Origin of the sequence: Streptomyces sp. NBC_01264 (assembly GCF_026340675.1) — a bacterium.
Taxonomy (GTDB): Bacteria; Actinomycetota; Actinomycetes; order Streptomycetales; family Streptomycetaceae; genus Streptomyces.
The window spans coordinates 2,351,969-2,372,020 of sequence record NZ_JAPEOX010000002.1 but is presented as its reverse complement, the minus strand read 5'-3'; the positions used below and the strand labels follow the sequence as shown (position 1 = coordinate 2,372,020).

Annotated in this window: 14 protein-coding genes; 13 read left to right on the top strand and 1 reads right to left on the bottom strand. The window is 70.1% G+C overall.

From position 1 onward, the window contains the following. The first annotated feature begins 179 nt into the window (after positions 1-179). Positions 180-845 (top strand): GntR family transcriptional regulator, encoded by a 666-nt coding sequence (locus OG435_RS43640; protein ID WP_250746485.1) that lies wholly within the window; start codon positions 180-182, stop codon positions 843-845. A gap of 355 nt (positions 846-1,200) precedes the next feature. Here OG435_RS43640 and OG435_RS43635 read toward each other — a convergent pair whose 3' ends face one another. After that, complete coding sequence (locus tag OG435_RS43635; RefSeq protein WP_266886227.1) at positions 1,201-1,482, bottom strand: HPr family phosphocarrier protein; 282 nt, start codon at positions 1,480-1,482, stop codon at positions 1,201-1,203. 185 nt (positions 1,483-1,667) lie between these two features. Between OG435_RS43635 and OG435_RS43630 the strand changes: the two genes are divergently transcribed. The 12 genes from OG435_RS43630 (at position 1,668) to OG435_RS43575 (ending at position 20,002) form a co-directional block, all read left to right on the top strand. Further along, entirely contained in the window at positions 1,668-4,607 is a 2,940-nt protein-coding gene (locus tag OG435_RS43630; RefSeq protein WP_266886225.1) for a bifunctional GNAT family N-acetyltransferase/acetate--CoA ligase family protein, read from the top strand. A gap of 57 nt (positions 4,608-4,664) precedes the next feature. Further along, positions 4,665-5,261, top strand: a complete 597-nt coding sequence (locus tag OG435_RS43625) for a DUF5998 family protein (RefSeq protein WP_243331716.1) — start codon at positions 4,665-4,667, stop codon at positions 5,259-5,261. After that, positions 5,261-6,469, top strand: a complete 1,209-nt coding sequence (locus OG435_RS43620; protein WP_266886221.1) for an alkaline phosphatase family protein — start codon at positions 5,261-5,263, stop codon at positions 6,467-6,469. The genes OG435_RS43625 and OG435_RS43620 overlap by 1 nt, the downstream gene beginning before the upstream one ends. 58 nt (positions 6,470-6,527) lie before the next feature. Next, positions 6,528-7,178 (top strand): thymidine kinase, encoded by a 651-nt coding sequence (locus OG435_RS43615; protein WP_266886219.1) that lies wholly within the window; start codon positions 6,528-6,530, stop codon positions 7,176-7,178. Between the two features lie 90 nt (positions 7,179-7,268). Then, on the top strand, positions 7,269-7,679 hold the full coding sequence (locus OG435_RS43610) for a hypothetical protein (protein WP_266886217.1): 411 nt from the start codon (positions 7,269-7,271) through the stop codon (positions 7,677-7,679). Continuing rightward, positions 7,679-8,242 (top strand): hypothetical protein, encoded by a 564-nt coding sequence (locus tag OG435_RS43605; RefSeq protein ID WP_266886215.1) that lies wholly within the window; start codon positions 7,679-7,681, stop codon positions 8,240-8,242. Before OG435_RS43610 ends, OG435_RS43605 begins: the two co-directional genes overlap by 1 nt. Continuing rightward, positions 8,242-12,963 carry a putative T7SS-secreted protein gene (locus OG435_RS43600; protein WP_266886213.1) on the top strand — a complete coding sequence of 1,574 codons (4,722 nt, stop codon included), beginning with the start codon at positions 8,242-8,244 and terminating at the stop codon, positions 12,961-12,963. The genes OG435_RS43605 and OG435_RS43600 overlap by 1 nt, the downstream gene beginning before the upstream one ends. Positions 12,964-12,976: 13 nt before the next feature. After that, positions 12,977-13,723, top strand: coding sequence for a hypothetical protein (locus tag OG435_RS43595; protein WP_266886211.1), 747 nt, complete (start codon positions 12,977-12,979; stop codon positions 13,721-13,723). Between the two features lie 21 nt (positions 13,724-13,744). Next, positions 13,745-14,389, top strand: a complete 645-nt coding sequence (locus OG435_RS43590; RefSeq protein ID WP_266886209.1) for a thymidine kinase — start codon at positions 13,745-13,747, stop codon at positions 14,387-14,389. Between the two features lie 158 nt (positions 14,390-14,547). Further along, positions 14,548-15,030, top strand: a complete 483-nt coding sequence (locus OG435_RS43585) for a hypothetical protein (protein WP_266886207.1) — start codon at positions 14,548-14,550, stop codon at positions 15,028-15,030. Next, positions 15,027-19,556: an RHS repeat-associated core domain-containing protein gene (locus tag OG435_RS43580; RefSeq protein ID WP_266886205.1), complete on the top strand. Its 4,530-nt coding sequence runs from the start codon at positions 15,027-15,029 to the stop codon at positions 19,554-19,556. The genes OG435_RS43585 and OG435_RS43580 overlap by 4 nt, the downstream gene beginning before the upstream one ends. Further along, entirely contained in the window at positions 19,553-20,002 is a 450-nt protein-coding gene (locus tag OG435_RS43575; RefSeq protein ID WP_266886203.1) for a hypothetical protein, read from the top strand. The genes OG435_RS43580 and OG435_RS43575 overlap by 4 nt, the downstream gene beginning before the upstream one ends. Positions 20,003-20,052: the final 50 nt, after the last annotated feature.

Below are 20,052 nucleotides of genomic sequence, written 5' to 3'. Positions count from 1 at the left end.
GTTCGCCCCACCGCACGTCTTCCGCGAAGGCCCCGGCTCTTTGAGAGCCGGGGCCTTCGTCGTGTTTCGCGCTCCGCGGTGTGTGAATGTTTCGTATTTCCGGCCGTCCTCGGAAATTATCGTGTGTTGCAATAGAGTCGCAACGCGCACAGCCATACGAAAAAGGCGGAGGTCCGGTCTTGCGTATTCCCGCGCACACGGTATGCACAGCGATCCGCGACGACATCGTCTCCGGGGTGTTCGGGCCCGGCGCCCGGCTGACCGAGGAGGTGCTCGCCCGCCGGTACGGAGTCTCGCGCGTTCCGGTGCGCGAGGCGCTGCGCACGCTGGAGTCCGAGGGGTTCGTGACCACCCGCCGGCACGCCGGTGCCTGTGTGGCCGAGCCGACCGAGCAGGAGGCGGCCGACCTCCTGGAGCTGCGGATGCTCCTGGAGCCCCTCGCGGCCGCCAGGGCGGCCCGCAGACGCAGCGAGGCCCACCTCAAGGTGCTGCGCGGCCTGGTCAGGCTGGGCCAGGAGCGGGCCAGGCGGGGCCAGGGGGAGGATCTGCGCTCCCTGGGCGGCTGGTTCCACGAGACGCTCTCCCAGGCCTCGGGCAGCCCCGGGCTCATCGCCCTGCTCACCCAGATGCGCCACAAGGTGGCCTGGATGTACGTGGTGGAGGCCCCGGTGCGGCCCGTGGAGTCCTGGGCGGAGCACGGCGCGATCGTGGACGCGGTGGCCCGGGGCGACGCCGAGCGGGCCCGGGCGCTGACGGCGGCCCACGTGGACCGGGCGGCGGGGGCGCACCGGATGCGCGTGAGGACTTTGCAACCTGCCGTAAACACGGCGAGCGTTCCGCATTAACAAACGCCGTATACAAAGGGGGATATCCGGGTCGGTAATTCACGCCCGTGCCCCGCGCTCTTCCATGCCCCGTGTTCCGTGTTCCGGGCGCCATTGTGCCGCCGGAATTCGGTCGGCCGAATTCCGGCCACCGGAATGGGTGCGCCCGGAATGGGATGTGGCGCAATGGCGGTGCGCGCATGCCTGTCGGCGCCGACGAGCGGGACGGGCGGTACGAGCCGACGGCGGTAGAGCGGACCGGAGCCGACGAGCCGACCGGATCCCCGTACGAAAAGCGGCGAAGCCGGTGCCCTCGACCTCATCGGTCGGGGGCACCGGCTTCGCCGTGCAAGTCCTGCGGGTCGAACCTGAAGGGTCAGACGGTCTCGGGGAGCTCCTCGAGACCCGCGGCGACCAGCTTCGCGAGGCGGTCCAGCGCGGCCTCGGCGCCGTCGGCGGAGGACGAGAGGACGATCTCCTCGCCACCCTTGGCGCCCAGGCCCAGAACCGCCAGCATGGAGGCGGCGTTGACGGGGTCGCCGCCGGCCTTCGCGATGGTCACCGGGACGCCGCAAGCGGTCGTCGCGCGGACGAAGATCGAGGCGGGACGAGCGTGCAGGCCCTCGGCCCAGCCGACTTTGACGCGGCGCTCTGCCATGGTGATGCCCTTCAGGTGCTTACGGGTTGTCTAGACCAGTCTCTCACGACGTCCGGAATGGTCGAGCCGACCTTCGGCCCGGGTTTCCCGCCGTTGGACCTACCCCAGCTTGCCCTGATTCGAGCCGGCTAGCCTGATGCGCCGCGCCCAGGCCAGTCGAGCCGTTCGCGCCTTAAGGTGACCCCATGACGACCGAGTCCGACCCCTCGTACCCGGACCACTGGGAAGCCGACGTCGTCCTTCGGGACGGCGGAACCGCCCGGATCCGGCCCATCACCACCGACGACGCGGGCCGGCTGGTCAGCTTCTACGAGCAGGTCTCGGACGAGTCGAAGTACTACCGCTTCTTCGCTCCCTACCCCCGGCTCTCCGACCGCGACGTGCACCGCTTCACGCACCACGACTACGTGGACCGGGTCGGACTCGCCGCGACGATCGGCGGCGAGTTCATCGCCACGGTCCGCTACGACCGGATCGGCGCCGACGGCCGCTCGGCCACCGGACCCTCGGACGAGGCCGAGGTCGCCTTCCTCGTCCAGGACGCCCACCAGGGACGCGGAGTCGCCTCCGCCCTGCTCGAACACATCGCGGCGGTGGCCCGCGAGCGCGGGATCCGCCGCTTCGCCGCCGAGGTGCTGCCCGCCAACGGTAAGATGATCAAGGTGTTCACGGACGCCGGCTACCAGCAGAGGCGCAGCTTCGAGGACGGCTCCGTCCACCTCTCGCTCGACCTCGAACCGACCGCCGAGTCCCTCGCCGTCCAGCGCGCCCGCGAGCAGCGCGCCGAGGCCCGCTCCGTCCAGCGGCTGCTGTCCCCGGGCTCGGTGGCGGTGATCGGGGTCAGCCGCTCCCTCGCGGGCGTGGGCGCGGCGGCCCTGCGCAACCTGCGCGACAGCGGCTTCCACGGCCACCTCTACGCGGTCAACGAGGCGGTCACCCGCGATCTGCTCGACGGTGTACGCGCCTACCCCACGCTCGACGCCGTCGGCGCCCCGGTCGACCTCGCCGTCATCGCGGTCCCGGCCGACCGGGTCCCGGACGCGGTGGTGGCCTGCGGAGAACACGGGGTGCAGGGGCTGGTCGTACTGTCCGCCGGATACGGGGAGAGCGGGCCCGAGGGCACGGCCCGCCAGCGCGAACTGGTGCGGCTGGTGCGCTCATACGGGATGCGGCTGATCGGGCCGAACGCCTTCGGGGTGATCAACACGGCCCCCGAGGTGGAGCTGAACGCCTCACTGGCCCCCGCTCCGGCCCCCGCGCGGGGCAGGGTCGGCCTGTTCACCCAGTCCGGGGCGATCGGCATCGCGCTGCTCTCCGGGCTGCTGCGGCGCGGGGAGGGGCTGTCCTCCTTCGTCTCCGCCGGGAACCGGGCCGACGTCTCCGGCAACGACATCCTCCAGTACTGGTACGACGACGAGGCCACCGACGTGGCGCTCATGTACCTGGAGACCCTGGGCAACCCGAGGAAGTTCACCCGGCTCGCCCGGCGCACCGCGGCCGTCAAGCCCGTGGTCGTCGCCAAGGGGGGCAGGCACACCCCCGCCGGGCACGTGGTCCCCGGCACCCGGCTGCCCGAGGCGACGGTCTCGGAGCTGCTGCGGCAGGCGGGCGTCATCCGGGTCGACACAGTGACCGAGCTGGTGGACGTCGGCCTGCTGCTGGCCTCGCAGCCCGTACCGGCCGGGCCGCGGGTGGCCATCCTCGGCAACTCCGAATCGCTCGGGGTCCTCACCTACGACGCCTGCCTCACGGAGGGGCTGCGGCCGCTGCCGCCGCTCGACCTGACCACGGCCGCCTCGCCGGAGGACTTCCGTACGGCCGTCTCCGCGGCGCTGGCCTCGCCGGACACCGACGCGGTCGTCGTCACCGCGATCCCGTGGGTGAGCGAGCACGCGCTCGCCGACGATCTGGCCGAAGCCCTGCGGGCCGCCGCCGCCGGGTACCCCGGCAAGCCGGTGGCCGTGGTCCACGTGGAGCTGGGCGCCCTCGCGGAGGCGCTCTCGGCGGCCACGGCGCCGGCCGCCTCGACGCACCTCGCGGACGCGCCGCCCGCGGCGCTGCCGACACCGGCGACGGCTCTGGCGGCCTTGGGCTCCGGGTCCGAAGCCGCGCCCGCGGAAGCCGCGCCCGCGGAAGCCGTGCCCGCGGAAGCCGTGCCCGTCTCCGAAGCCGTGACCGGGACCCCGGCCGCGCCCTTCCGGCCCGAGCCGGCCTCCGGCGGTGCGGGGAGCGCGGCCGTGCCCGCTCCCGGAGCCGCCCGGATCCCCAGCTACCCCGCCGCCGAGCGGGCCGTCAAGGCCGTCGCCGAAGCCGTCCGGTACGGGCAGTGGCGCCGGGGCGTCGCCGAGGTCGGGCAGGTGCCCGAGTTCGAGGACATCGACGAGAGCGGGGCCGCCGCGCAGCTCTCCCGCCTGCTGGCCGGCGTAGGGGAGGAGGCGGTGGCCACCCTGGACGACCCCGATGCCCGCGAGCTGCTCGCCCGGTACGGGATCCGGGTGCTCGCCACCCTCCCGGCCCCCAGCGCCGACGCCGCGGTCCGCGCCGCCGCGGTCCTCGGCTACCCCGTCGCGCTCAAGACCACCGCCCCGCACCTGCGTCACCGCGCCGACCTCGGCGGGGTCCGCCTCGACCTCACCACCGAGGCCGAGCTGCGCCGCTCGTACGAGGAGCTCACCCACGCGCTGGGCAAACCGCAGGAGCTGCTCCCCGTGGTCCAGTCGATGGTTCCCCGGGGCGTCGACACCGTCATCCGTTCGGTCATCGACCCCGCCGCCGGCGCGGTCCTCTCCTTCGGGCTCTCCGGGGTCGCCTCCGAACTGCTGGGGGACACCGCCCACCGGCTGGTTCCCGCCACGGACAAGGACGCGGCGAGCCTGATCCGCTCGATCCGCACCGCTCCGCTGCTCTTCGGCTGGCGCGGCAGCGACCCTGTGGACACCCCCGCCCTGGAGGAACTGCTCCTGCGCCTCTCCCGCCTCGTCGACGATCACCCCGAGGTGGTCGGGGTCGCCCTGGAGCCCGTCGTCGTCGCCACCGAGGGGCTGTCCGTGCTCAGCGCGACGGTCCGCGTCGCCCACCCGCCCGCCCGCGGGGACCTCGGTCCGCGGACCCTGCCCAGCTACTGAGGTCCGACGGGCCCCAGGGCGGCCGGGGTGCCCCGCACGGGCCTTAGGATGGACCTCATGGCGAAATCCGGTACGACGACCCAGGGGCTGCGCACGGCGATCGAGCGCAGCGGCTACTACCCGGCCCTCGTGGCCGAGGCCGTGGAGGCCGCGGTGGGCGGCGAGCCGATTTCGTCGTACCTGGTCCACCAGGAGACGACCTTCGACTCCAACGAGGTGCGCCGGCACGTCACCGTGCTGGTCCTGACCGGCAACCGCTTCATCGTCAGCCACACCGACGAGCAGGCCGCCGACGCCGGTTCCCCGTCGCCGTACGCGACCACCTCCACGGAGTCGGTCAAGCTGGCCAGCATCTCCTCCGTGGTGCTCAGCCGCGTCGTCGCCAACCCGGAGTCCTACACCCCGGGCACCCTGCCCCGCGAGGTCGTCCTGACCATCGGCTGGGGCGCGGTCTCGCGCATCGACCTGGAGCCCGCCGCCTGCGGCGACCAGAACTGCGACGCCGACCACGGCTACACCGGCAACTCCACCGCCGACGACCTCAGCCTGCGCGTCAGCGAGGCCGGCGACGGCCCGGAGGCGGTGCGCCAGACCCTGGTCTTCGCGCAGGCACTCAGCGAAGCGACTGCGGCCACCTCCACCCCCGCCCGCTGATGGCGTCGTACTCCGCCGCGCAGAGCTGGCAGGACGAGCCCGAGCTCCTGGACCTGGCCGGCGCCCCGGTGCCGCACTACGGCACCGGCTCGCTCGCCGACCTGCTGCCCACCCTCGTGGCCGGCCAGGGCGTACCCGGCTTCGAGGCCTCGATCGCCGAGCTGACCCCGGCCGACCGGAACTGCGTGTTCCTCGTCGACGGCATGGGCTGGGAGCAGATCAAGGCCCACCCGGACGAGGCCCCGTACCTCACCTCCCTCCTGGCGACCTCGCGCGGCGGCACCGGCCGCCCGATCACCGCGGGCTTCCCGGCGACCACCGCCACCTCGCTGGCCTCGGTCGGCACCGGCCTGCCGCCCGCGCGGCACGGCCTGCCCGGCTACACCGTGCGCAATCCCGCCACCGGCGAACTGATGAACCAGCTCCGCTGGCACCCGTGGACCCCGCCCAAGCCCTGGCAGCCGTACCCGACCGTCTTCCAGCAGGCCGACGCGGCCGGGGTGGCGACGGCGCAGGTGTCCTCGCCCGCCTTCCAGACCACCCCGCTGACGAAGGTCGCGCTGAGCGGCGGCACCTTCCTCGGCCGGATGACCGGCGAGGAGCGCATGGACCTCGCGGCCGAGCGGCTCGGAGCCGGCGACCGTTCCCTGGTCTACACGTACTACAGCGAGCTCGACGGGGCCGGCCACCGGCACGGCGTCGACTCCGACGCCTGGCGCGGCCAACTGATGTACGTGGACCGCCTCGTCCAGCGCCTCGCCGAACAACTCCCCCCGCGCACGGCCCTCTACGTGACGGCCGACCACGGCATGGTGGACGTCCCCTTCGACGAGGACTCCCGCATCGACTACGACGACGACTGGGAACTCGGCGCGGGCGTGGCCCTGCTGGGCGGCGAGGGGCGGGCCCGGCACGTGTACGCCGTACCCGGCGCCGAGGCCGACGTCCTGACCGTCTGGCGCGAGGTGCTCGGCGACCGCTTCTGGGTCGCGAGCCGCGCGGAAGCCCTGGAACTGGGCTGGTTCGGGGCGCCGGGCGAATGCGACGAGCGGGTCCTCGGCCGCATCGGCGACGTGATCGCCGCCGCCCAGGCCGACGTGGCGATCACCGCCTCGCGCGCCGAGCCCAACGAATCGGCCCTCGCGGGCATGCACGGCTCCATGACCCCGGCCGAGCAGCTCGTCCCGCTGCTCGAAATCCGCTCCTGACGCACCCGCCGCGCTCTCCTCCCTCTCCCCTCTCCCTCCGAAAGGCCCCGTACTCCCCATGCCCGAGCTGGTGTTCTTCTCCGGAACGATGGACTGCGGAAAGAGCACCCTGGCTCTCCAGATCGCCCACAACCGCGACGCTCGCGGCTTGCAGGGAGTGATCTTCACCCGTGACGACCGGGCGGGGGAGGGCAAGCTGTCCTCCCGCCTGGGTCTGGTGACGGAGGCGGTGGAGGCGCCGGAGGGCATGGACCTGTACGCGTACGTGGTGGCCCAGCTGTCGGCGGGTGGCAAGGCGGACTACGTGATCGTGGACGAGGCACAGTTCCTGGCCCCCGCCCAGATCGACCAGCTGGCGCGCATCGTGGACGACCTGGGCATGGACGTCTTCGCCTTCGGCATCACGACGGACTTCCGCACGAAGCTCTTCCCCGGCTCGCAGCGCCTGATCGAGCTGGCGGACCGTCTGGAGCAGCTCCAGGTGGAGGCCCTGTGCTGGTGCGGTGCCCGCGCCACGCACAACGCCCGCACGGTGGGCGGGGAGATGGTGGTGGAAGGCGCCCAGGTGGTGGTCGGCGACGTGAACCGCCCGGCGGAGGAGATCGGCTACGAGGTCCTGTGCCGCCGCCACCACCGCAAGCAGATGACGAGCGCCGCGGCCCACGCGGGCGCCCTCTCCCCGGACGTCCTCCCGGTCAACCACGCCTGACAGGGTTCTCTCAGGGGCCTGAGGGAACCGGTGGGGCTCCCGATAGCGTGTTCCTCTAGGACGCTGACCAGCGCTGGAGAGATGCAGCCCATGGAACTGACCGCAGAGATCGCGGCGATACGGGGCGGGGCGGGTGATCCCGGTCGCCTGGTGGGGGAGTTCCGGCGGGCCGTCCTGCTGGTGCCGCTCGCCGATGGCCCCGAGGGCGGTCTGATGTCGGCGGTGTCGGGTGGGATCCGGTGGGTCTACGCGTTCACGGACGAGGAGGCTTTGGCCCGTTTCGCGGAGGCGCGTGGCGAGGCCGAGTCCGGTCGGGAGTGGGAGTTCCTCTCGGTGCTGGGTGCGCGGCTGGTGGACGTGGTGGTTCCGATGGCGGACGGTCCGGCGGGCGTGGTCGTCAACGTGGCGGATGGGGACGGGTCGATGTTCTTCCCGCCGGTGGCGGGGATCGTCCCGGACGCGAATGCCGTGGATCTGGTCGGTCGTGGGGAGGTGGCCTGATGGCGGGGGACGGGGATCTTGAGGTTTCGCCGGCGGCGGTCAAGAACATTCAGGACGGTCTGCGGGCGGCGATCGGGGAACTCCGGGAGTCCGGGGACGCGGCCGGTGCGTCGATGGGCGCGGGCTTCGAAAACCTGTCGATGACGGGCATGGAGGCCGGGCACGCGGGTCTGGCCACCGACTTCGAGGATTTCTGCGAGCGCTGGGAGTGGGGTGTGCGGAGCCTGGTGCAGGACGCGAGCACCCTCGCCCGGTCGTTGGGGATCGCGGCGGGGACGGTGTGGGAGGAGGAGCAGTACCTCCACGGCACGTTCCGGGTGGTCGCGAACGCGGCGTACGGCAATCCGCACGCCAGTGAGGACGAGATCGAGAAGAAGCCGTGGGGTGAGATCTTCTCCGCGGACGCCTACAAGCCCGATTACAGCGCGGAGTCCTTCGAGAAGAGTGCCGAGGACATCAAGCAGACCTGGTCGGACACCGGGGACACCGTGACGTCCACGGGCAGGATCGGTTCGTTGAAGGACCTGCTGGAGCAGGCGAAGCGTGACGGGGGCGGTCGCTGATGGGCTGGCGGGATTTCGTTCCTGACGTCATCGAGGACGGCGTCGAGAAGGGTGCGGAGAAGGTCGGCGACGCGGTCGAGTGGGCCGGTGACAAGACGGCGGACTTCGCCGAGGACGTCGGCCTGGACGACGCGGGCGACTGGATCCGTGACAAGAGCCGCTCCGCCGCCAATCAACTAGGCGCTGATGTAGCGGAGTTGGAGCTGGGTCAGACGGAGGATCCGAACAGGCTGGTCTACGGCAGCGTGTCGAAGATGCGCGCGCAGGTCTCCCACCTGAACGACTTCAAGGCGTCCTTCGATAAGGTCGGCAACGGCCTGAAGGGGATGGGGGAGCCGGACGGCCTGAAGGGCAGGACGGCCGATTCGTTCCGGGAGTCGGTGGCGAAGGAGCCGCCGCGCTGGTTCAAGGCGGCGGAGGCCTTCGGGAAGGCCGCCGACGCGATGGGCCGGTTCGCGGAGACGGTGGAGTGGGCGCAGGGGCAGGCCAAGGAGGCGCTGGAGGAGTACAACCGGGCGAAGAAGGTCTCCACCGATGCCCGCAACGCCCACAACAAGCTGGTCGGTACCTATAACGACGCGCTGAAGGCGAAGCAGGATCCGCTGCCGCCCCTCCCCTCGGAGAACTTCACCGATCCGGGGGCCGCGATCGCGACGGCCGCGCAGGACAAGCTGGACACGGCTCGCAAGCAGCGCAACGACGTCGCCGAGACGGTGCGTACGGCGGTGCGGGCGGCGCGGGACGCGGCTCCGCCGAAGCCCTCGTACGCGCAGCAGCTCGGCGACGGCATGGACTACCTGGACCTCGCGAAGACGCACCTGACGGGCGGTGTCATCAAGGGCACGGCCGGGATCGTGAACTTCGCCCGTGCGCTGAACCCGATGGACCCGTACAACCTGACCCACCCCGCCGAGTACGTGACGAACCTGAACTCGACGGCGGCGGGCCTGGTCACCATGGCCAACGACCCCATGGGCGCGGGCAAGCAGATGCTCGACGAGTTCATGAAGGACCCCTCCGAGGGCTTCGGCAAGATGATCCCGGAGCTCGTCGGCTCCAAGGGCCTGGGCTCGTTGAAGAAGGTCGGCTCGGCCGCCAAGCACGCCGACGACCTCAAAGGGCCCGGCCGGCGAGGCCTCGACACGGACGGCCCGGACCAGCACAGGACCCCGGACGGCGAGAAGGAGTGCGCCGGTACCGATCCGGTCGACCTCGCCACGGGCCGGATGTTCCTGCCCCAGACGGATGTCGAGCTGCCCGGCATCCTGCCGCTGGTCTTCACCCGCCGCACCGAATCCGGCAGCGCGGTCGGCCGCTTCCTGGGGCCCGCCTGGACGTCCACCGTCGACGAGCGGCTGGAGATCGACGCGGTCGGCATCGTTCACGTCACCGCCGAAGGTCTTCTGGTCCCGTACCCTCACCCGGCCCCCGGTGTGCCCACACGACCGGAAGCGGGCAGAGCCCGTACCCTGCTGACCCGTGACGCTGACGGCGACTACGCGATCACCGACCCCGACAGTGGCCTGACCTTCCACTTCATCGCCCCGCCCGGGGGCGAACCGGGAGACGACGGCGAGGCTTGGCTGTCGGGCATCACCGAACGCAACGGCCACTCCATCACCGTCGACCGAGACGAGGACGGCCGCCCGCTGGCCTTGGTCCACTCGGCGGGCCATCGGGTGGAACTCTCCGTCACCGACGGCCTGGTCACCTCTCTGTCCTTGACCGGCCGGGCCGGCACGCGTCTGCCGCTGATGAGCTACGGATACGAGGACGGCAACCTCACCTCGGTCACCAAGCCCTCGGGTGCCACTGCCACCTTCGTGTACGACGACCGTCGCCGCGTCATCGCCTGGATCGATTCCAACGGAAGCCGGTACGACTACGTCTACGACGAGCGCGACCGCGTCGTGGCGGAGGGCGGTGAGGCCGGCCACGTCGAGATCACCCTGTCGTACACCGATCCGGATCCGGACACGGGCCACCACATCACCACGATCACCACCGCCGACGGGAAGGTCACCCGCCACCTGTTCGGCTCCGGCTGCCGTGTCCTGGCCACTACCGACCCGCTCGGCCGCACCACACGCTTCACCTACGATCCGCGCGGCAACCTGTTGACCCGCACCGACCCGTTGGACCTCACCACCGCCTTCTCCTACGACGAAGACGATCGGCTCGTCGCCGCGACCCGCCCTGACGGAAGCGAACTGCGCACCGTACGCGGGAGATTCGGGCTGCCCGTGGAAGTCACCGGCCCGGACGGCTCCCGCATGCTCCATCAGTACGACGAGCGCGGCAACCGCACGATGGTCACCGACCCGGCCGGCGCCACCACCCGCTACACCTACGACCACGGGGGCCGGCTCACCTCGCTCACCGACGCAGAGGGCGCCACGACCCGCGTGGTGTCTGACGCGGCGGGGCTGCCCATAGAGGTGGTCGACCCGGCCGGCGCCATCACCCTCACGCAGCGGGACGCCGTCGGCAGGCCCGTCCGCATCACCGATCCGGTGGGCGGCGTCACCCGCCTGGAATGGCACGCCGACGGACAGCTCGGCCGGCGCACCGGCCCCGACGGGGCCACGGAGTCGTGGACCTACGACGGCGAGGGCAACCTCATCACCCGCACCGACGCGTCGGGTGGAGCAACCCGCTTCGAGTACACCCACTTCGACCTGCCGGTCGCCCGGACCGGACCCGATGGCGCACGCTACGAGTTCGAGCACGACGCCGAGCTACGCCTCACCCGTGTCACGAACCCGCAAGGACTGACCTGGGACTACGCGTACGACGCCGTCGGCAACATCGTCTCCGAGAGCGACTTCGACGGACGCGCTCTGACCTATCGTGTCGATGCCGCGGGCCGACTGTCCGCTCGCACCGACGCGCTCGGCGGGACCATCTCCTTCGAGCGCGACCAGCTCGGACAGGTGACGAGCAAGGACGTCGACGGACGGGTGGTGACGACCTACTCCTACGATCCGGCGGGGCGCCTGCTGGAGGCGGCCGGACCGGAGGGGGACCTGCGGTACCAGTACGACCGTCGCGGACTCACCAAGACCGAACTGGTCGAGGGCCGCCCCATCAGCTACGCCTACGACGCCCTGGGCCGCCGTACGCGCCGCATCACGCCTACCGGTCATGTCACCTCTTACGGCTACGGTGCCGCCGGACAGGCCCAGCGCCTCACCACCGGTGGCCACCGCGTCGAGTTCAGGCACGACGCCGCCGGTCGCGAACTGGCCCGTGTCTTCGGCGACGCGATCACCATGACCTCGGCCTGGGACGAGGCAGGCCGGCTCTCCGAGCAACACATCACCGCAGCAGGGCGCACCGTCAACAGCCGCGCTTACGTCTACCGCGCCGACGGTCACCTGACCTCCGTCGCGGACCGGCTTGCGGGAACCCGCACCTTCGATCTCGACGGTATCGGCCGGGTCACCGGTGTCCATGCCCGGGACTGGACGGAGCGGTACGCCTACGACGCCTCGGGCAACCAGACCTCGGCATCCTGGCCGTCTCGCCACCCTGGCAGCGAAGCCACCGGACCGCGCACCTACACCGGCACCAGCCTCACCCGCGCCGGAGACGTCCGCTTCGAGTACGACGCCCTCGGCCGGGTCACCCTGCGGCAGAAGACCCGGCTCTCCCGCAAGCCGGACACATGGCGCTACACGTGGGACCCGGAGAACCGCCTGACCTCGGTGACCACCCCTGACGGGACCCGCTGGAGGTACCGCTACGACCCGCTCGGCCGCCGTACCGCGAAGCAGCGCATGGCAGCCGACGGCGTCACCGTTGTCGAGGAGGTCCTGTTTACCTGGGACGGCCTGACCCTGTGTGAACAGACCACCCACCAGCCGGACCAGCCGAACGCGGTCGCCCTCACCTGGGACCACCGCGGCGACGTCCCGCTGGCCCAGACCGAGCGCATCCTCACGGCCGACGACCACCAGCGCGAGATTGATCGCCGCTTCTTCGCCATCGCCACCGACCTCATCGGCACCCCCACCGAGCTGATCGGCGAGTCCGGCGACATCGCGTGGCGCGCCCGGTCCACCCTGTGGGGCACCACCGCCTGGGCTCGTGACAGCAGCACCTACACCCCGCTCCGCTTCCCGGGCCAGTACTACGACCCCGAGACCGGCCTCCACTACAACTACTTCCGGCACTACGACCCCGAGACAGGCCGCTACACCTCCCCGGACCCCTTGGGGCTGGCTCCCGCGCCGAACCCCGTCACCTACGTGGACAACCCGTACAGCGGGTGTGACCCGCTGGGCCTCGCGCCCAAGTGCACGAAGGAGGAGAAGGCCAGGAAGCGGATCGACAAGATCGTGGACGGCGTCATCGAGAGGGCGCAGGACGGCGGGTTCAAGAAGCACGGTGACTATCACGGGGACACGAGGCACGCCTTCAGCGACGAACGGGTCATGGACATCCTGAAGCACCCGGACGCGGTGTACCAATCGACGGGCACGGCCGGAAGGCTCACCTTCCGGCAGGGTGAGGACATCGTCGTGGTCGATGGGCCGGGCAGCACCCAAGGCCAGGCGATCACGGCCTACGGACCGTCGGGCATCAAGGGCGAATCAGGAGCGGAGGCGCTCGGCGGCAAGCCCACGGACCCCGGTAGGCCGATTACCCATGAGGACATCGTGGAAGGCAGGATTCCTGCCAAGGGTGGATACATGGCCCCTGCAGTGCAGATCAGATGAGGCAGGAATGACCATGAAGCTGACGTTCGATGGCGACTGGCGTGCGACGGTGACGGACGATCCGCTGCACGTCACCCCCCGCTTCGGCACTTCCGTGCACGTCGCACAGTACGCAGTGAAGGAACGCGAGCGGTGGCTCCTGGACACCTTCGGCAGCCAGGACTGGCTGTGGGACTCGCCTGACGTCTTCCGGTTCGACCCGGTCGGCCGCCACCTGGTCGGGGCCGAGTTCCAGCTGCCGGGAGAGAGCGCCTCCGCGGAGGACTCCGCCCGGCTTTCCCTCCTTCCAGCGGTACGCCCGGGCGGGCTCCGCGCGGATGAGGTCCGGGACTTCCGGCATGAAATGTGTTCCGTGCTGTGCCGCACTCCTGAGGACGCCGTGGTGACAGGTCTGCGCGACCTCGACGTCCTCGACGAGCCGCTGGACGCCCGTATCGGCATCGCCCCGGACGTGGCGCTCCTCGTCCAGGGCGGCGCCGTCGTCGGCTGGAGCCTGACCGACCCTGCCCGGTATCTGACCTCCGGGTTCGCCGCCCCCGACCCCAACCCGCCCCGTCCCGCCACCCGTCGCCTGCTCACCGAATGCCTGGACCTGACCACCACGCCGGTGGTCGACGACCTGGTGGACGCGGAGCCCGCCGCACTGGCCCGGCTGCGAGCCGTCGACGAGGCCCTGCGCAACCAGCACGAGGACCGGCAACGGGCTGACGCCCTGACGGCACTGATCGCCTCCATGGTGGAGGACTACGGGAACGGGTGACGGCTGACCGGCGACGGACCGGTGGCGGCGCCCCTGCAATTTGGCGGATGCTCGATCAAAAGGACCCTGGCTCTCCAGATCGCCCACAACCGCGACGCTCGCGGCTTGCAGGGAGTGATCTTCACCCGTGACGACCGGGCGGGGGAGGGCAAGCTGTCCTCCCGCCTGGGTCTGGTGACGGAGGCGGTGGAGGCGCCGGAGGGCATGGACCTGTACGCGTACGTGGTGGCCCAGCTGTCGGCGGGTGGCAAGGCGGACTACGTGATCGTGGACGAGGCACAGTTCCTGGCCCCCGCCCAGATCGACCAGCTGGCGCGCATCGTGGACGACCTGGGCATGGACGTCTTCGCCTTCGGCATCACGACGGACTTCCGCACGAAGCTCTTCCCCGGCTCGCAGCGCCTGATCGAGCTGGCGGACCGTCTGGAGCAGCTCCAGGTGGAGGCCCTGTGCTGGTGCGGTGCCCGCGCCACGCACAACGCCCGCACGGTGGGCGGGGAGATGGTGGTGGAAGGCGCCCAGGTGGTGGTCGGCGACGTGAACCGCCCGGCGGAGGAGATCGGCTACGAGGTCCTGTGCCGCCGCCACCACCGCAAGCAGATGACGAGCGCCGCGGCCCACGCGGGCGCCCTCTCCCCGGACGTCCTCCCGGTGAACCACGCCTGACGGCCTTCCCCGCAGGGAGCCGAGGGTGGGAGGGGCTCGTCGGAGCCAGGGCAGGCCTGCCGAGCTACGCGGACGGGGCATCGCTGGTGCCCCGTGGGAGGTGCCCGCACACGGGAGCGCCGGCCCCGGGCGACGGCTACAAGATCGAGATCGCCTCGGTGCGCAAAGTGCTGACGCCGCTTGAGGAATCCGTGGTGGCCGCGCGCCAAATCAAGCGTGACTGGCAGGCGATGTCCGCGCAGATCGCGAACTCGGCCGACTTCGACATCTACTCTTCGACCGAGAAGATGCTCTCGTCATGGGGCTTCGGCATGGGTCAGGTGGCTGAGTACACGGACACGGTGGTGGAGACGCTCCGCCAGGTCCTCGCCGCCTACGTGTTGGCAGATCTCCTGCGCATCGAGGACTTCTCGCCGACCGCGGCGAACATGGCCAAGCTCCCGTTCGGAGAGCGTGGCCTGGAGGCGTGGCAGGAGGGGTCCAGGCCGAAGTTCGATCCACCGCCCGAGATCTATCAGGAGCCGTGGCTGGACGACGGTGACACCGGCAATTACCAGGACGTGCCCCAACGCCCCCGCCTACGCGTCGACGGCGGCTGGGAGGTCGACGGCGGTTCGAAGTCGAAGGGGCCAATCATATGACGAGTCGCGATGCGATGGAGGGCGGCGCAGTCGAGCGCATACCTCCCCATGCCAAGCCCAGCGATGTCATTTACGGCAACTCGATGGATGTCGACGATCTCGCCCTCAAACTCCTCGCCTATGCGGGTGCGTTCAAGGACGGGCTGGACAAGCTGGTCGACCTGTCCTTGATGGACTGGGCCGGAGCCGGCGCGGAGGGGTTCGAGAGCGCGACTCAGAAGCTTCCCCGGGACCTGGAGTCCGCGCAGAAATACTTCGAGGCCTCCGGGAAGGCCCTGGACTCCTACGCCTACAAACTGCGCTCGGTCCATACGCGCGTCAGGCCGATCATCGACGACGCGGACGAGGCACGGGCGACCTCCAAGAACTACTGGAAGCGCGTCACGGACTACAACGCCGCCTTGGATCGCAAAGATGATCCGCTGCCGGAGCGTCCGCCGGACGACGATCCCGGCCTCGCCGCTTTGAAGGACTGCTACGACCGCTTGGACAAGCTCGAGACCGAGCTGCAGACCGTCATCGACGCGACCAAGCGGCAACTCGTCGAGGCGGCGGAGGAAGCCCCGGACAAGCCGCCGCCCCTCAAAGGGTGGAACAGGTTCGAGAAGGGGCTGGGTGACTTCTTCGGCGGCGCAGGCGACACGATGCGAGGCTGGTACGACGGTTTCGACGACCTCGTCCGTGACGGGCCTGATGGCGTCGGCCTGCACCTGGCAGGCATGGTGGACGGCGCCTCGTACGCCGTCCAGCACCCCCAGGAGTTCGCCAAAGCCGTCGTCAACTGGGACGAATGGCAGCGAAACCCCTCCCGTGCGGCCGGGCAGCTCACCCCCGAACTCCTCCTCGCTCTCGCCAGCGGCGGCGCCGGCGCCGTTCGGCGCGGCGCCTCCACGGCCAAGAACGCCGCGCAGCGTCTGAGCAGCCGGGAGCTGGGCCTGCGCCGGGACGGCAGCGCCCGCGCACGGACGGACAGTGATCCGGACAGGAACACCACGCCCAACGAAGAGCGCCCCACGGCCGGCGAGCCGATCGACGTGGCGACCGGCGAGATGGTCATGTCCGCCATCGACGTCACCCTGCCCGGCGCCCTGCCGGTGGTCCTGGAACGGCACTACGTGTCGGGGCATCCGTGCGGGGGATGGTTCGGCCCCACCTGGGCGGGCACGCTGGACCAGCGTCTGGAGATCGACGGGGCGGGTGTCGTTTACGTCACGGACGGCGGCATGCTCCTGACGTATCCGGTGCCGACGCCCGATGTGGCGACGCTGCCCACCTCCGGTCCCCGTTGGCCGCTGTACTGGGATGGCAAGCCCGACGGTGCCTTCCGCATCGTGGTCCCGGATCGCAATCGCACCCTGCACTTCGCCCCCCTGCCCATGGGGGGCCGTGAGCTGGCTCTGACGGCGATCACCGACCGGACAGGCGACGGCGACCGCATCGACATCGCCTACGACGCTCAGGGAGCGCCGAAGGAGATCGCCCACTCCGGCGGCTACCGTATCGCCGTCGACACCGACCCCAAGCTGCTGCGGGTCACAGCACTGCGTCTCCTGCACGGCGAACAGCGCGAGCACAGCACCACCCTCACCTCCTACGCCTACGACCCGGCGGGCAACCTGATCGAGGTCTTCAACTCGACCGGCAAAGCCTTGCGTTACCGATACGACGATGAACACCGTGTGACGTCGTGGACGGACCGCAACGGCACGTCGTACGGCTATGTCTACGACCACCGGGGCCGTGTCCTGCGCGGCATCGGCCCGGACGGCATCCTGTCCGGTCGGATGCACTACGACACGGCCGCCCGGACCACCCGGTACACCGACTCACAGGGCAACACCAGCGCCTACGTCTGCAACGAGGCGTACAAGATCACCGCGTACACCGACCCGCTGGGGAACACCACCCGCACGGAGTGGGACGAGAGCAATCGGCACCCCATCGCCGTCACCGACGCCCTGGGGCGCACCACGCGCTACCGCTACGACGACCAGGGCCGCCTGATCGCCGTTGAGCGACCCGACGGCACCGTGGCCGGGACCGTCTATGACGACCGCGGCCTGCCGCTGGAGACCCGCGCACCGGGCGGCGCGGTGTGGCACCACACGTATGACGACCGTGGGGCACATACCTCCACCACCGACCCCAGCGGCGCCGTCACGTGCTACGGCTACAACAGGTCGGGCCACCTGACCTCCGTCACGGACCCTTTGGGCCACACCACCCGTATCACCACGGACGCGGCGGGTCTCCCGGTCGGGACAACCGACCCTGTGGGGCGCACCACCTCCATGCGCCGGGGCCCGCACGGCCAGGTCACCGCCGTCACCAACGCACTGGGCCAGACCACGCGTCACGGCTGGACGATCGAGGGGATGCCCGCCTGGCGCGAGGGGCCGGACGGCGCCCGCGAGGTGTGGCAGTGGGATACCGAAGGCAACCTGGTGCTCCACACGGACGAGGCCGGGCACACCACCACCTACACCTATACCTACTTCGACCAGCCCGCTACGAGGACCGACCCCGACGGCGCGCACTACTCCTTCGCCTACGACACCGAGCTGCGCCTGATCGATGTCACCAACCCCCAGGGCAAGCAGTGGCATTACACGTACGACGCGGCAGGCCGTCTGGTCGCGGAATCCGACTTCAACGGGGCTGTGCGCACGTATGAACGCGACGCGGCAGGCCGCCTCACGGCCCAGACGAACGCGCTGGGCGAAAGGCTGAGCTACACACTCGACGCGCTCGGGCGCATGGTCAGCCAGCACGACGAGACCACCGGCGACATCACGACCTACGCGTACGGCGCGAGTGGCGCCCTGCTCTGTGCGGCGAACGCGGACGCGGAACTGACCCGGGAACACGACGCGGTCGGCCGCGTCGTCTCGGAAACGGTCAACGGACGCATCAGCGCGTACGCGTACGACGCCATGGGCCGCCGCACCCAGCGCACGACTCCTTCCGGCCTGTGCTCGGAGTGGATCCACGACCCCGCGGGTCGCCCTACCAGGCTGAGCAGCGCCGACGGAAGCATTGCCTTCGCCTACGACGCAGCCGGCCGTGAGACCGAACGGCGCATCGGCGACGACACCACCCTCACGCAGACCTGGGACAGGGGCGACCGCCTCACCACGCAAACCCTCGCCACCCGTCACCAGTCCGAAGCGGACCGCATCCTCCAGCACCGCACCTGCGCTTACCGCCCCGACGGCTACCTCACCGAAATCCGGGAGCTCACGACCGGAACACGGCGTTTCACGCTGGATCCCGCGGGCCGGGTGACGGGCGTCCAGGCACACGGCTGGAGCGAGAAGTACGCCTATGACTCCACGGGCAACCAGACCCAGGCCGCAGCACCGCACCACCCCGCGACCGGAGACCGGGCCTACGACGGCGCGCTCATCCGCCGGGCGGGCCGCACCACCTACGAGCACGACGCCGCCGGCCGTCTGATCCGCAAGACCCGCAAGCTCCTCAACGGCCAGAGTCGCACCTGGACGTACACCTGGAACCCGGAGAACCGCCTCACCAAGGCCACCACCCCGGACGGCGAGGAATGGACCTACGCCTACGACCCCCTGGGCCGCCGCATATCCAAAACCAGCCCGGACGGCACCCCCCTCACCTTCACGTGGGACGGCACCCAGGTGGCCGAGCAGTTCGCCTCGGACGGCACGGCGACGACGTGGGACTACGCGCCGGGTACCCACCGCCCGATATCCCAGTCCACACGCCAGACGCTCGAGGCTGGGCCCGAGACCACCCATTCGATACTCGACATCGCCGACACCACCACCCAGTCCGAGTTCGACGCACGCTTCCTCGCGATCGTCACGGACCTCGTCGGCACGCCCATCGAACTCGTGACGCCCGACGGCGCCCTCGCGTGGCAATCCCGCACCACTATCTGGGGCACTCCCCTCCCCGGTTCAGAGGGTGGGGTGGACTGTCCGCTCCGCTTCCCAGGCCAGTACGCGGACGAGGAAACCGGCCTCAACTACAACTACTTTCGGTACTACGACCCAGAAACCGCCCGTTACACCACACCGGACCCGCTCGGGTTGGTTCCGGCACCTAATGCGGTGGCGTATGTTCGTAATCCCCACAGCTGGACTGACCACCTAGGGTTGGCCGGGGAGCCGGAATGGGCCAATCCCGAAGATCTGAACTTCTCCCAACGCACCGTTTCCCCGAACGACTACGTGGAGAAGATGCGCTCCGGGGAGTGGGATTGGCAACGTCCCGGAACGGCTTTGAAGGTCATGGAAATAGACGGCCAACTGGTGTCATACGACAACCGCAGGCTTGATGCGGCGCGCGAGGTGGGGAGGCCGGTCATCATCGAGCGAGTCGATCCGAACGCGGTTCACCCCGATTCGACAACCGGACGAACATGGGCGGAGCAATTCAGGAGGCGAATGAATTCTGGGCGGAATAGAAATGAACTAGGTGAGCCGGTCCCCCCGACGGGACTGCAGGAGAGGCCGCAGCACGTGCGCAACGGGGAGTGTAAGCCAAAATGACCGCGATCGAACGCCTGTGGGAAGATTTCGAGCTTCCCATCAGAGACGCCCTGCATTTTGCGGATGGGGGCTCCTATGATGTTGACCTCGACTCCGACGAGCCGAGCGGGTTGAGGGTGCTCGCCCCGTTCGGTCTGGATGAGATCCTGGAGATCGATCCGTCTTGGGTGTCTTCGGTCGATGGGCTGGCCGCAGTAGACCTGGGGAGTAAGGGGCTGTTGTGGGGCGGAGAGGGCTCGTACGGGTCCGAGGGGTTCATTGCGCGGTTGACTGTTGACCGTGCACTCATCTGGGCGATGTTCTTCACGGAATCCAATCCTTTTGATCGGATCCAGCTATCCGGAAACATCGCCACCTTCAGCTCGACCTCTGGGTTCGAGATTACGGTTGACATTGACGATCCACGAACGCTGATCTCTGGACCTGAAGCAAACCGAACGATGTGAGGATTACCTCCTCCGTCCTCCCGGTCAACCACGCCTGAACGCCGGGCGGT